This is a genomic window from Pantoea hericii (genome assembly GCF_014155795.1).
In the GTDB taxonomy this organism is placed as follows: Bacteria; Pseudomonadota; Gammaproteobacteria; order Enterobacterales; family Enterobacteriaceae; genus Pantoea; species Pantoea eucalypti.
In genome coordinates, this window is sequence record NZ_SCKV01000003.1 from 543,990 (window position 1) to 557,289 (window position 13,300).

15 protein-coding genes are annotated in these 13,300 nt (G+C 54.3%); 7 read left to right on the plus strand and 8 right to left on the minus strand.

All coding sequences use genetic code 11. From position 1 onward, the window contains the following. Positions 1–4 precede the first annotated feature (4 nt). The 5 genes from accA (at position 5) to H7K52_RS09530 (ending at position 5,417) form a co-directional block, all read left to right on the plus strand. Positions 5–961, plus strand: a complete 957-nt coding sequence (accA, locus tag H7K52_RS09510) for an acetyl-CoA carboxylase carboxyl transferase subunit alpha (protein WP_003852630.1) — start codon at positions 5–7, stop codon at positions 959–961. A gap of 171 nt (positions 962–1,132) precedes the next feature. Then, entirely contained in the window at positions 1,133–3,283 is a 2,151-nt protein-coding gene (locus H7K52_RS09515; RefSeq protein WP_008925642.1) for a lysine decarboxylase LdcC, read from the plus strand. Positions 3,284–3,347: 64 nt separating this feature from the next. Then, positions 3,348–3,737: a VOC family protein gene (locus H7K52_RS09520; protein WP_003852628.1), complete on the plus strand. Its 390-nt coding sequence runs from the start codon at positions 3,348–3,350 to the stop codon at positions 3,735–3,737. Positions 3,738–3,789: 52 nt separating this feature from the next. Continuing rightward, positions 3,790–5,109 carry a tRNA lysidine(34) synthetase TilS gene (gene tilS, locus H7K52_RS09525; RefSeq protein WP_182629973.1) on the plus strand — a complete coding sequence of 440 codons (1,320 nt, stop codon included), beginning with the start codon at positions 3,790–3,792 and terminating at the stop codon, positions 5,107–5,109. Further along, the gene (locus tag H7K52_RS09530; RefSeq protein WP_003852625.1) at positions 5,109–5,417 is read left to right on the plus strand and encodes a c-type cytochrome; all 309 of its coding nucleotides are present in this window, start codon (positions 5,109–5,111) and stop codon (positions 5,415–5,417) included. The genes tilS and H7K52_RS09530 overlap by 1 nt, the downstream gene beginning before the upstream one ends. Before the next feature lie 40 nt (positions 5,418–5,457). On the opposite strand, the gene rof is transcribed toward H7K52_RS09530, so the two are convergent. Then, on the minus strand, positions 5,458–5,718 hold the full coding sequence (gene rof / locus H7K52_RS09535; RefSeq protein ID WP_008925644.1) for a Rho-binding antiterminator: 261 nt from the start codon (positions 5,716–5,718) through the stop codon (positions 5,458–5,460). Further along, a complete protein-coding gene (locus H7K52_RS09540; protein WP_003852623.1) occupies positions 5,705–5,905 on the minus strand; it encodes a YaeP family protein in 201 nt (66 codons plus the stop codon). The genes rof and H7K52_RS09540 overlap by 14 nt, the downstream gene beginning before the upstream one ends. Before the next feature lie 217 nt (positions 5,906–6,122). Between H7K52_RS09540 and arfB the strand changes: the two genes are divergently transcribed. After that, positions 6,123–6,533 (plus strand): alternative ribosome rescue aminoacyl-tRNA hydrolase ArfB, encoded by a 411-nt coding sequence (gene arfB, locus H7K52_RS09545; protein ID WP_003852622.1) that lies wholly within the window; start codon positions 6,123–6,125, stop codon positions 6,531–6,533. Between the two features lie 350 nt (positions 6,534–6,883). Here arfB and proS read toward each other — a convergent pair whose 3' ends face one another. The 6 genes from proS to metN all read right to left on the minus strand — a co-directional run bounded on the left by proS (position 6,884) and on the right by metN (position 12,443). Beyond that, positions 6,884–8,602 carry a proline--tRNA ligase gene (gene proS / locus H7K52_RS09550; RefSeq protein WP_003852621.1) on the minus strand — a complete coding sequence of 573 codons (1,719 nt, stop codon included), beginning with the start codon at positions 8,600–8,602 and terminating at the stop codon, positions 6,884–6,886. A gap of 89 nt (positions 8,603–8,691) precedes the next feature. Beyond that, a complete protein-coding gene (gene tsaA, locus H7K52_RS09555; RefSeq protein ID WP_182629974.1) occupies positions 8,692–9,396 on the minus strand; it encodes a tRNA (N6-threonylcarbamoyladenosine(37)-N6)-methyltransferase TrmO in 705 nt (234 codons plus the stop codon). Beyond that, on the minus strand, positions 9,393–9,791 hold the full coding sequence (gene rcsF, locus H7K52_RS09560) for an Rcs stress response system protein RcsF (RefSeq protein ID WP_003852619.1): 399 nt from the start codon (positions 9,789–9,791) through the stop codon (positions 9,393–9,395). The genes tsaA and rcsF overlap by 4 nt, the downstream gene beginning before the upstream one ends. Before the next feature lie 128 nt (positions 9,792–9,919). Next, positions 9,920–10,735, minus strand: coding sequence for a MetQ/NlpA family lipoprotein (locus H7K52_RS09565; protein WP_003852616.1), 816 nt, complete (start codon positions 10,733–10,735; stop codon positions 9,920–9,922). A gap of 30 nt (positions 10,736–10,765) precedes the next feature. Beyond that, a complete protein-coding gene (locus H7K52_RS09570) occupies positions 10,766–11,419 on the minus strand; it encodes a methionine ABC transporter permease MetI (protein WP_003852613.1) in 654 nt (217 codons plus the stop codon). After that, entirely contained in the window at positions 11,412–12,443 is a 1,032-nt protein-coding gene (gene metN / locus H7K52_RS09575; RefSeq protein WP_003852611.1) for a methionine ABC transporter ATP-binding protein MetN, read from the minus strand. The genes H7K52_RS09570 and metN overlap by 8 nt, the downstream gene beginning before the upstream one ends. Positions 12,444–12,632: 189 nt before the next feature. Between metN and gmhB the strand changes: the two genes are divergently transcribed. Beyond that, complete coding sequence (gene gmhB, locus H7K52_RS09580; RefSeq protein ID WP_003852609.1) at positions 12,633–13,193, plus strand: D-glycero-beta-D-manno-heptose 1,7-bisphosphate 7-phosphatase; 561 nt, start codon at positions 12,633–12,635, stop codon at positions 13,191–13,193. Positions 13,194–13,300 lie beyond the last annotated feature (107 nt).

Below are 13,300 nucleotides of genomic sequence, written 5' to 3' on the forward strand. Positions count from 1 at the left end.
CATTATGAGTCTTAATTACCTGGATTTTGAACAGCCAATTGCAGAACTGGAAGCGAAGATCGATTCGCTGACTTCAATTGGTCGTCAGGATGATAAACACGTTAATCTGGATGAAGAAGTTCAGCGTCTGCGTGAGAAAAGTGTTGAGCTGACCCGTAAAATCTTCGCTGATTTGGGCGCATGGCAGATTGCTCAACTGGCGCGTCATCCGTTACGTCCTTACACCTTTGACTATGTTCGCAACGCCTTCGACGATTTCGATGAGCTGGCGGGCGACCGTGCTTATGCGGATGACAAAGCGATTGTGGGTGGGATTGCGCGTCTTGATGGACGTCCGGTGATGATCATCGGGCACCAGAAAGGCCGTGAAACCAAAGAGAAGATTCGCCGTAACTTCGGCATGCCAGCACCGGAAGGCTATCGCAAAGCGCTGCGCCTGATGGAGATGGCTGAGCGTTTCAAAATGCCAATCATCACCTTCATCGACACACCGGGTGCGTATCCTGGCGTGGGCGCGGAAGAGCGTGGGCAGTCTGAAGCGATCGCCCGCAACCTGCGTGAAATGTCTGGCCTGAAAGTACCGGTTATCTGTACGGTCATCGGTGAGGGCGGTTCTGGCGGTGCGCTGGCGATTGGCGTGGGCGATAAAGTGAATATGCTTCAGTACAGCACCTATTCAGTGATCTCGCCGGAAGGCTGTGCCTCCATTCTGTGGAAAAGCGCTGACAAAGCGCCGCTGGCTGCTGAAGCGATGGGCATTACCGCTCACCGTCTGAAAGAGCTGAAGCTGATTGACTCAGTGATCCCTGAGCCGCTGGGTGGTGCACATCGCCGTCCGGTTGATATGGCGCAGTCTCTGAAGCAACAGCTGCTGGCTGATCTGGCCGATCTCGATGGATTAAGCACTGAAGAGCTGCTGGATCGTCGTTATCAGCGCCTGATGAGCTACGGCTACGCCTGATTCAGGCTCAGCCAATCAGGAAGCGGACTTCGGTCCGCTTTTTTTATGCCGTGGGTTTAACGCGGTACGCTGCCTGATGCCTTTCAGCCTCATCTGATCGTCCCCTTGCTACACCTTCCCCTGGTTAGCGGTTATGCTTGTCCGGTTGCACAACAATCACGGAGATGGGCATTGAATATTCTGGCGATCATGGGCGCGCACGGCGTGTTTTATAAAGATGAACCGTTACGCGAACTCGACGCGGCGTTAAATCTGCAAGGCTTCCAGCTGCTTTACCCAAAAAACAGTGACGATCTGCTGAAACTGATCGAACACAATCCGCGTATCAGCGGCGTCATCTTCGACTGGGACGCGCACAACAGCCCGGAACTGTGCGGTGAGATTAATCAGCTCAACGAATACCTGCCACTGTATGCCTTTATCAACACCCACTCTCAGATGGACATCAGCATCAATGAGATGCGCATGCCACTGCACTTTTTTGAATATGCGCTGAATGCCGCCGACGATATTGCATTGCATATCCGGCAGTATACCGATGACTATCTCGACCACATTACGCCACCGCTGACTAAAGCGCTGTTCACCTATGTGAAAGAGGGCAAGTACACCTTCTGCACGCCGGGCCATATGGCGGGTACCGCGTTTCAGAAGAGCCCGGTAGGCTGCCTGTTTTATGATTTCTTCGGGGCCAATACCCTGAAGTCAGATATCTCAATTTCCGTTACCGAGCTGGGTTCGCTGCTGGATCACACCGGTCCACATCTTGAAGCGGAAGAGTATATCGCACGCACTTTTGGTGCCGAACAGAGTTACATGGTGACCAACGGCACCTCAACGTCGAACAAAATTGTCGGCATGTATGCGGCACCGTCGGGCAGCACCGTGCTGATCGATCGCAACTGCCACAAGTCACTGACGCATCTGCTGATGATGAGCGATCTGATCCCCATCTGGCTGAAGCCGACCCGCAATGCACTGGGGATTCTTGGCGGGATTCCAAAGCATGAATTCACCCGCGAGAGCATTACGCAGAAAGTCGCGACGACCGATCGCGCCACGTGGCCGGTTCATGCGGTAATCACCAACTCCACTTACGATGGGCTGCTCTATAACACCCAGTACATTAAAGAGACGCTGGATGTGCCGTCGATTCACTTCGATTCAGCCTGGGTGCCTTACACCAATTTCCATCCGATTTATGCCGGGAAAAGTGGTATGAGTGGCGAGCGCACCCCGGGCAAAGTGGTGTATGAAACGCAATCGACCCATAAACTGCTGGCGGCGTTTTCGCAGGCATCCATGATTCACATTAAAGGCGACTACGACGAACAGACGTTTAACGAAGCCTATATGATGCACACCACCACGTCGCCCAATTACGCCATCGTCTCCTCTATTGAAACTGCTGCTGCAATGCTGCGTGGTAATCCCGGCAAGCGGCTGATCAATCGCTCGGTTGAGCGTGCGCTGCACTTTCGTCGTGAGGTTCAGCGCCTGCGTGAAGAGTCCGACAGCTGGTTTTTCGATATCTGGCAGCCGGAACAGGTCGACGAAGCGCAATGCTGGGCGATCCAGCCCGGCGACGAGGATTGGCACGGATTTACGCAGGCCGATCGCGATCATATGTACCTCGATCCGATCAAAGTCACTATCCTGACGCCAGGAATGAGCGAGCTGGGAGAGATGGCAGACGAGGGGATCCCGGCAGCGCTGGTGGCGAAGTTTCTTGATGAGCGCGGCATCGTGGTGGAGAAAACCGGCCCCTACAACCTGCTGTTCCTTTTCAGTATTGGCATCGACAAAACCAAAGCGATGAGCGTGCTGCGCGGTCTGACTGAGTTCAAACGCGCCTACGATCTCAATCTGCGGGTAAAGAACATGCTGCCGGATCTCTACGCTGAAGATCCCGACTTCTATCGCAATATGCGCATTCAGACGCTGGCGCAGGGGATTCATCAACTGATCCGTCATCATGACCTGCCGCGACTGATGCTGCAGGCATTTGATGTCCTGCCCGAAATGAAGATGACGCCGCATCAGGCGTTTCAGCAACAGGTGAAGGGCAACATCGAAACGGTGGATCTCAGCGAACTGGTCGGGCGGGTGTCGGCCAACATGATTCTGCCTTATCCACCAGGCGTGCCACTGGTGATGCCAGGAGAGATGATTACGGAGAAGAGCCGTGCCGTGCTCGATTTCCTGCTGATGCTGTGCAGTATCGGCCGGCATTATCCGGGCTTCGAGACCGATATTCACGGTGCCAGTCTGACGGAAGAGGGCGAGTATCGCGTCCGCGTGCTGAAAAACGATCCGGCATAAATCTTTAAACGACTAATAGCGGCAGGGTGTCTGGGGACAGCCTGCCCGAATCAGGATATTCAACATGTTGCAGTTAACCGCTATTCACCACATCGCCATCATCGCTTCCGACTATCAGCGCAGCAAAGCATTCTATTGTGACGTGCTGGGCTTTCGTCTCATGGGCGAATATTACCGTGAAGCGCGCGACTCCTGGAAAGGCGACCTGGCCCTGGAGGATCGCTACACTATTGAGCTGTTCTCTTTTCCTGAGCCGCCGGCGCGCGTCAGTCATCCCGAAGCGTGTGGCCTGCGTCATCTGGCCTTTACCGTGCCGGATGTGGCCGCCGCTGTCGCAACGCTGGCCAGTAAAGGCGTAATCTGCGAGCCGATTCGCATCGATGAACTGACGGGTAAACAGTGTACGTTCTTTGCCGATCCGGATGGTTTGCCGCTGGAGCTTTATCAGGCGTAAAATAGCGCGCTCAGCGGGCGACATTCAGTGGCCCGACTTTCTGGATCCTGCCATGCCTTTGCCCGCTTTTGACGCCATGTTGCAACCTGATGCCGCGCTGGTGGTCGCCTTCAGTGGCGGACTCGATTCAACCGTGCTGCTGCATCAGCTTCGCGGCTGGCAGCAGCAGCATCCCGAATCCCATCTGCGGGCGTTACATGTTCATCATGGGCTTAGCCCGAATGCCGATTGCTGGGCAGCGCACTGCCTGTCGGTATGCGAGCAGTGGCAACTGCCATGTGAGGTACTGCACGTTACCGTGGATGGCAGGGAAAACGGCATTGAAGCCGCCGCCCGCACCGCCCGTTATCAGGCGCTCAGTGCGGCATTGTTGCCGGGTGAAGTGTTACTGACCGCGCAGCACCTCGACGATCAGTGTGAAACCTTTATGCTGGCGCTGAAGCGCGGCAGCGGTCCGGCCGGGCTGGCGGCGATGCCTGCTGCGCGTGCGCTGGGTTCGCATCAGCTGCTGCGTCCACTGCTGAATCAGTCGCGGCAGTCGCTTGAAACCTATGCCAGAACTCATCAGCTGGTGTGGATCGAAGATGAAAGTAATCAGGATCTTCGCTACGACCGTAACTTCCTTCGTCAGCGGCTGCTGCCGGCGCTTTACCAGCGCTGGCCCCATTTTGCCGAGGCGACAGCCCGAAGTGCGGCGTTGTGCAGTGAGCAGGAGCAGTTACTGGATGAACTGCTCACCGGACAACTCAATGAGCTCATCCAGCCAGATGGCAGCCTGCACTTTCCGCCCTTGATGGTCATGAGTGAGTTGCGTGCTAATGCGTTATTGCGCCGCTGGATCGCCGGGCAGGGCGGCAGGATGCCCTCCCGTGAAGCGCTGAAACGTATTCGCGATGAAGTCATGGCGAGCCGGGAGGATGCACAGCCGAAGCTGCGATTCGGTCAGGCTGAACTCCGCCGCTACCGTCAGCAGCTCTACTGGCTGCCGTTGCGCAGTTCACTGCGCGACACCGAGCTGGCATGGCCCGATCTCTGCCAGCCGCTGGTGTTACCGCAGAATCTCGGCACGTTATGCGCCAGCCAGGCGCAGAGCCTGTTGCGTTATCCTCAGCCGGATGAGCAGGTCAGCGTACGCTTTCATGCGCAGGGTCACGTTCATCTGGTGGGCCGTCAGGGTGGAAGGGAAATGAAAAAGTTGTGGCAGGAGTTGCAGATACCTCCGTGGCAGCGAGAACGGCTGCCGTTAATCTTTTATAACCAGACGCTGATCTGTGTTCCGAATCTGTTTGTCACCCACGCTGGCGCGGCTGTTGATCAACAGGGCTGGCAGATAGTCTGGGACAGGGCATGCAGCGCAGGGGAACAACAATAATGAAGCAATGGTTTATCGCCTTTTTAGTGGGCGCCGTATTACCGGCGTGGGCTGCGGGCGATGCGCAACGCGGCGCACAAAAAGCAGGGAGCTGCATGGCCTGCCATGGTGCAGCAGGTAAAGCGGCTGTGCCCCTCTATCCCAATCTGGCCGGGCAGCACGCACCTTATCTGGAACAGGCTTTGCACGCCTACAAAAAGGGCGAGCGCACTGGCGGCCAGGCTGAGGTGATGAAGGCATTTGTAGCGGGATTGAGTGACAGTGATATAGCTGATCTGGCGGCGTACTACAGTTCGTTGCAGCCCTGAGGGTTAACAGGGCGGGAATGTCCCGCCCGTGATGCGTCTATTACTCAGCGCTGACAACCACCGTACCCAGTTCGGGATGGGTAAAGCTGGCAATATGGTCGAGACGTAATTCGCGATGTTCACCGGAAAGATCGATAGCCAGATATTCCACGTTCTTGCGTGAAAAAATCTCTTTGGCCTTTGCCTTGAGCTGTTCGCCATCTTTCATTTCCAGCGACAGCATCCAGGTGTTCTGGCAGGCGAGTTCCAGATTATCGTAGTCATCACAATTGATAGGTTGGTACGCTTCATTTATCAACATAGTCGCTCACCAATAAGTTAGCAGCGGCGTAGGCCGCCTGTTCCCTGACAGAAGAGTTTAGCTCAGTATTTGCGGCAATATCATTAAGTGCCTTCAATGCGCAGCCAATCGCATCCGGAATGTAACCTAAGTCTCCGCTGCCGATTTCGGCATATTTCCGGCGAACTAACTCACAATAATTTTGCACATGGCCCCCCTCAGCAGAGCGTCGATACTCTGGTTAACTGGCGACTATATCATAGCCATTTAGAGGAAATCAGCCTGCGTAAAGCAGGAACAGTGCGCGAATCACTGCTAAAGTGACAGATTCCGCTGTCTGGGACGGAATGAATCAGAGCACAAAAGGTTAATTTGATGAACAGGTTATCGGAGGTCAACGTGATTAAGGTGTGGGGAGCAAGCTGATGATTATGCTATCCCGTTCGGTTGAGATTCCGGAGAGTGAGATCGAGCTGACGGCTATTCGCGCTCAGGGCGCTGGTGGACAACATGTCAACAAAGCCAGCACGGCCATTCATCTGCGCTTTGATATTGCTGCTTCTTCGCTGCCCGCGTTTTATAAAGAGCGGCTGCTCACTGCCAGTCATCATTTGATTACCGGAGATGGCGTGGTAGTGATCAAGGCGCAGGAGTATCGCAGTCAGGAGATGAATCGTGAAGCGGCGCTGCAACGTCTGGTCAATCTGATCCAGGAGCTGAGTACCGTGGAAAAAGCCCGGCGCGCTACGCGGCCGACCCGCGCCTCGAAAGAGCGTCGTCTGGAAGGAAAAGCCCGTCGCAGTTCGACGAAATCGATGCGCGGCAAGGTGCAATAAAAAACGCCCCGCAGGCGGGGCGTTTGAGTACTGATCAGGCAGCTCAGCGTGACTCTGGCAGCAACGAATAAGCGCATGGCGAAGGGAACAGGGTCAGAAGAGGAAAGCGTCCCGCGCCATGGACAAAAACGCCGGGAGCGTTTTTGAACAACGCCATGCGTTGGCCCGGTCAGGGCGCACCTCATGGATGAGGTGCGTAATCGCGCGGGCCGAGCATGCCATGGATGGCGGCTTTTGCGTCTTTCCGATCTGACCCTGTTTCCTGAGCAGATACGGAATTACAGCAACCGGGCAAACTCTTAAGCTGTTAGAGGCCACACAAGCAAGTTATCTGACCTTTCCTTCACAATTTACTTGTTCAGTGCTTTCAGCAGGAACTCAACAATTTCATCCTGCTTAATCATCTGCTTCTCACCGGCACGACGTGATTTGTATTCAATCTCCTGGTTGTCGAGATTGCGATCGCCGATGACGATGGTGTGTGGTACCCCGATCAGTTCCATATCGGCAAACATCACGCCCGGACGCTCTTTGCGGTCATCCAGGATAACTTCAACGCCTTTGGCACGCAGCGTGGCATATAACTCTTCTGCCAGCTCTTTAACACGGAACGATTTCTGCATATTCATCGGCAGAATCGCCACCTCGAACGGTGCCAGTGCGGCTGGCCAGATGATGCCACGATCGTCATGGTTTTGCTCAATGGCTGCCGCCACCACGCGAGTGATGCCGATGCCGTAGCAGCCCATGCTCATCACCTGATTACGGCCATCTTCACCCTGAACGGAAGCTTTCAGCGCGTCAGAATACTTAGTACCGAGCTGGAAGATATGACCGACTTCAATACCACGTTTAATCTGCAGCGTGCCTTTGCCATCCGGGCTTAAATCGCCTTCGACCACATTACGGATATCCGCAACGCTGGCCAGCGGCAGATCGCGCTCCCAGTTAATGCCGAAGTAGTGTTTACCATCGACGTTGGCACCGGCGCTGAAATCGCTCATCTTCGCCACGGTACGGTCAGCAATGATCGGCATCTGCAGACCCACAGGCCCGATTGAACCCGGACCCGCACCCACTGCGGCGCGAATCTCTTCTTCCGTCGCGAACACCAGCGGCGATGCAACGATGGCTGACTTCTCTGCTTTGATCTCATTCAGCTGATGATCGCCGCGAACCAGCAGGGCAACCAGCGCGTGACCGCTCTCTTCTGCACCTTTAACAATCAGCGTTTTCACTGTCTTTTCGACAGGTACATTGAATTGCTCAACCAGCTCCGCGATGGTTTTTGCGTCTGGTGTTTCGACCAGCTGCATCTCCTGAGATGGTGCGGCACGTTCACCGGCCGGTGCGACGGCTTCGGCCAGCTCAATGTTAGCGGCGTAATCAGAATCGGTAGAGAAAATCACATCATCTTCACCGCTCTGCGCCAGCACCTGGAACTCATGTGATGCGCTGCCGCCGATAGAGCCGGTATCGGCCTGCACAGCACGGAAATCCAGTCCCATACGGCTGAAGATCTGACTATAGGCGCGGTACATCGCGTCATAGGTTTCCTGCAGCGACGCCTGCGACGTATGGAACGAGTAAGCATCTTTCATGATGAACTCACGTGAACGCATCACGCCAAAACGTGGACGCACTTCATCACGGAATTTGGTCTGAATCTGATACAGGTTGAGCGGCAACTGCTTATAAGAGCTCAGTTCGTTGCGGATCAGGTCAGTGACCACCTCTTCATGCGTCGGACCCAGCACGAACGGACGCTCGTGGCGATCGGCAATACGTAACAGTTCCGGGCCATACTCCTCCCAGCGACCGCTCTCCTGCCACAGGTCGGCGGGCTGCACAACCGGCATTAAAATCTCAACAGCGCCCGCGTTGTTCATCTCTTCACGCACGATGTTTTCGACTTTTTTCAGCACGCGAACCCCGGTCGGTAACCAGGTGTACAAGCCAGAAGCCAGTTTGCGGATCATACCGGCGCGCAGCATCAGCTGGTGGCTGATCACTTCAGCGTCGGAAGGCGTCTCTTTCTGAGTAGAGAGCAGATATTGAGTAGTACGCATTGATTACGGTTCCAGTTGATCGGAAAGTCACAGACAGAATTTTGCTGGCGGCTAGTGTACCAGTGAGATCACCGCCTCAAAAGCGGGTTTTAACGCGGGTCGATAGCGATCACTTCAGTACCGGCATCATCAATGCGCCAGCGGACATTAAAATCCATCAGCCAGGCCGCATATTCCCGCGCCTGCGTTTCGCCCTGACGATAAGCCGGACGGGGATCCTGTGCCAGCACTTCACGGATAAAGCGTGCCAGATTGGGGTAGCGCGACTGCTGCTGAAGCTGCTGCTGGGCCAGTGCGGAGAAGCGAACCGGCATATCAGCCGCAGGGGCCGCCTGAGCAAAACCTGCCTGGGCATGAGGCAGCGCTTCGGCAAAAGGCAGATAAGGTTTGATATCCACTACCGGAGTACCATCGACCAGGTCCAGACTGCCAAGCTGCAGAATCACCTGCTGCTTCTCAATCCTGATACCTTTCAGTTCAACCAGCGACATCCCAATGGGATTGGGACGGAACGTTGAACGTGTCGCAAAAACACCCATGCGCGCATTGCCGCCCAGACGGGGAGGGCGAACCGTGGGACGCCAGCCACCTTCCATCGTCTGATGGAATACAAACAGCAGCCAGAGATGGCTGAACGCTTCCAGCCCTCGCACCGCTTCCGGCTGATTGTAAGGTGGCTGCAGATGAAGTTCGCCGCCGCCATCCTGCACCAGGCCTGGCTGGCGGGGTACGGCAAACTTCTCCTTCCACGGCGAACGAATTACCCCAATTTGCGCAAAGGCGAATTCACTCATTGATTGCTGACTTTCAGCGCTGAACCCTGACACACCGCCTGGCGATAACAGCCTGGTGTGCCGGTAACGATTTCACACTGATGCAGCAGCACTGCATTGGCTTTCATCTGTGATGCTTTGATCTGCAGACGTTTCCGTGCTGTAGCGATATTGGCCGGGGAGTTCTGATTGCTCATCTGGCAATCTTCAGCGGAGACTTCACCCAGATCGCGGAACGGCTTACTGACCAGATCGGCGGCATCGGTATAGAGCTTAACGGGTGCGGGTCGTGCCACAGGCTTATGGGTCGGTTCACTGGATTGCTGCGGCCGGGACGGTGCGCTGCTTATCGGGTGATACTCATGAACACACCCTGTCAGCATCAATGCTAACAAGCAGAGCGGTAAAAAACGCATGGCAACATCCTCAGGTTTCAAAAAGTGGCGTTATTGAAACAAGGACAAGAATAAATAACAAGTCGGGCAGGGCACCCAATAGCAGAAAGGGCGGCATAGCGCCGCCCTTAAGGAGATCACGGACTGAATTACCAGCCTTTAACCGCGCCGCCGTTAAAGACTTTATTAGCTTCTGCGTTAACTTCGTCAGACTGGTAAGCCTTAACGAATTTCTTCACGTTTTCCGCATCTTTATTATCTTCACGCGCGACAATCAGGTTCACATAAGGTGAATCTTTATCTTCGACGAAAATGCCATCTTTCGCGGGTGTAAGGCCAATCTGGCTCGCGTAAGTGGTGTTGATCACCGCCAGAGCAATCTGCTGATCGTCCAGTGAACGTGGCAGCTGCGGCGCTTCCAGCTCAACAATTTTCAGATGCTTAGGGTTCTCAGTGATATCCAGTGAGGTTGGCAGCAAGCCCACGCCATCTTTCAGTTTGATCAGACCGACTTTCTGCAGCAGCAGCAGTGTACGGCCCAGGTTGGTCGGATCGTTTGGAATAGCAACCTGCGCGCCATCCTGCAGCTCATCCAGTGATTTGATCTTCTTCGAATAGCCCGCGATTGGGTAGACGAAAGAATTACCCACTGAAACCAGCTTGTAGCCACGATCTTTGATCTGCTGATCAAGGTAAGGTTTGTGCTGGAAGGCGTTAACGTCGATATCGCCTTTGCTCAGCGCTTCATTCGGCAGAACGTAATCGTTGAAAGTGACCAGCTCAACGTCCAGACCATACTTATCTTTAGCCACTTTCTGCGCGGCTTCAGCAACCTGCTGCTCAGCACCGACAATCACGCCCACTTTGATGTGGTTAGGGTCTTTCTCTTTTTGATCGCAACCTGCCAGCGCAATCGCGCCAATCAGTGCACCCACAGCGGCAATTTTCTTGAATCTGAAAGACATATCCTTTCCTTCTTAATAATGTGATATTGCTTACTTATGGGACACAGCATGCACGATGCGGTCGCCACAGAATTGAATGAGATACACTAAAACCACTAACAACACTAATACCGTATTCATCACAGTGGCGTTATATCCGATATAACCATACTGATAACCGATCTGGCCCAGGCCACCGGCACCCACCGCGCCACCCATGGCGGAGTAACCGACCAGCGTAATCAGCGTGATGGTCGCCGCGTTCACCAGGCCCGGCATCGCTTCCGGCAGCAGAACTTTACGGATGATCTGCATTGGCGTGGCACCCATGGCACGTGACGCTTCAATCAGGCCGGTTGGCAGTTCCAGTAAGGCGTTTTCAACCATACGCGCAATAAACGGCGCAGCACCGACGGTCAACGGCACGATAGCCGCCTGCAGTCCGATTGAGGTGCCGACGATCACGCGGGTAAAGGGAATCATCCAGACCAGCAGGATAATGAAAGGAATCGAGCGGAAGATATTTACCAGCGCGGAAAGCACGCGATAAAGACCCTGATTCTGAAGAATCTGTCCTGGACGGGTCACATAGAGTAAAACGCCGACCGGCAGGCCCAGCACAAAACCGAAAAAACCTGAGACGAAGGTCATCATCAGCGTTTCCCACACGCCCCGTCCCAGCAACCACATCATCGCTTCAGACATAACCTAACACCTCTACTTTCACATGATTCTCCTTCAGCCAGGCAATCGCCTCGCGGGTATCGCTCTCTGTGCCGTGCATTTCTGCCAGCATAATGCCGAACTTCACGCCACCGGCGTAATCCATCTGCGCACTGATAATGTTGTTATTCACGTTGTAACGGCGGGCCGCTTCGGAAAGCAGCGGCGCATCAACCGATTTACCGGTGAATTCCAGTCGCAGCAGCGGCACGGTATTTTCAGATGCGGTGGCAGAAAGGCGCTGCTGATAGTCATCCGGGATATCCAGATGCAGCGTGGACTGAATAAACTGCTGCGCCAGTGGCGTTTTAGGATGAGAGAAGACTTCGCTGACACTATCTTTCTCAATCAGCTCACCGTGACTGATGACCGCAACCTGATCGCAGATGCGTTTCACCACATCCATCTCATGGGTAATCAGCAGAATCGTCAGCCCCAGGCGGCGGTTGATGTCTTTGAGCAATTCCAGAATTGAACGTGTGGTCGCGGGATCCAGTGCGCTGGTCGCTTCATCACACAGCAGGACCTTGGGATTACTGGCCAGGGCACGAGCAATCGCGACGCGCTGCTTCTGTCCGCCCGACAGATTGGCGGGCCAGGCATCATGCTTATCGGATAATCCCACCAGTTCCAGCAACTCAGTGACGCGAGCGTTGATCTGCGCACGCGAGAGATTACCCAGTTCCAGTGGCAGAGAGACATTGCCCGCAACCGTTCGTGAGTTCATCAGGTTAAAATGCTGGAAGATCATGCCGATCTGGCGGCGCGCCTGGGTTAACTGGCGTTCGTTGAGTGCGGTTAAATCCGCCCCATCGACCAGTACGCGGCCCGAGGTTGGGCGCTCCAGCAGGTTAACGCAACGAATCAGTGTACTTTTACCGGCACCGGAAGCGCCGATAACGCCATAAATCTGTCCGGCAGGCACATGCAGGCTCACATCCGTTAATGCCGGAATAGTCCGCGAGCCTTGCTGAAACACTTTGGTGATATTTTCAAGTTTAATCATTATGTTATTAATTATCGTATTGCGTTGTCCGTGGTGTGGGAAACCTCGTCGCTTTTGTTCATTATAAAAGCTGGATGGATGTTAAGGCATCCAGACGTCTAAATCAATGAAAGTGATTCAATCTGACATTCTCCCTTTTATAGCAATCATGCGATACTGATCGGCAATTTTTACAGCAGGAGTTTCTACGTGGCGAATAAAGTCCCCGCTATTTTTCTTGATCGTGATGGCACCCTTAATGTCGATAATGGCTATGTCCATGAGATTGATGACTTCCAGTTTATTGACGGCACCATTGAAGCGCTGCAACAACTGAAGGCAATGGGATATGCGCTGGTGGTTGTGACCAATCAGTCTGGTATCGCGCGCGGTATGTTTACCGAAGATACCTTTATGCGGCTGACTGAATGGATGGACTGGTCGCTGGCCGATCGCGACGTTGATCTTGATGGCATCTATTTCTGTCCTCACCATCCTGAAGCAACAGTTGAAGCGTTTCGTCAGGAATGTGACTGCCGTAAGCCGCAGCCAGGCATGCTGCTGACGGCACAGGAAGAGCTGCACATTGATATGGCTGCTTCTTATATGGTGGGTGACAAGCTGGAGGATATGCTGGCCGGGCAGGCTGCCGGTGTCGGCACCAAAGTGCTGGTGCGCAGTGGCAAACCGATTACCGCTGAAGGTGAAGCCGCAGCAGATTGGGTAATTAATAGCCTTGCAGAGCTGCCAGGACGCATTAAAAAGGGTTAAAACGGCGCTTTTGTGCAAATTTCAGGCGAACAGTGAAAAAGTTGTAATTTGCACTTGCGCTATCTCAGCCGTTCCCTATAATGCGCCTCCACTGACACGGCAAACCG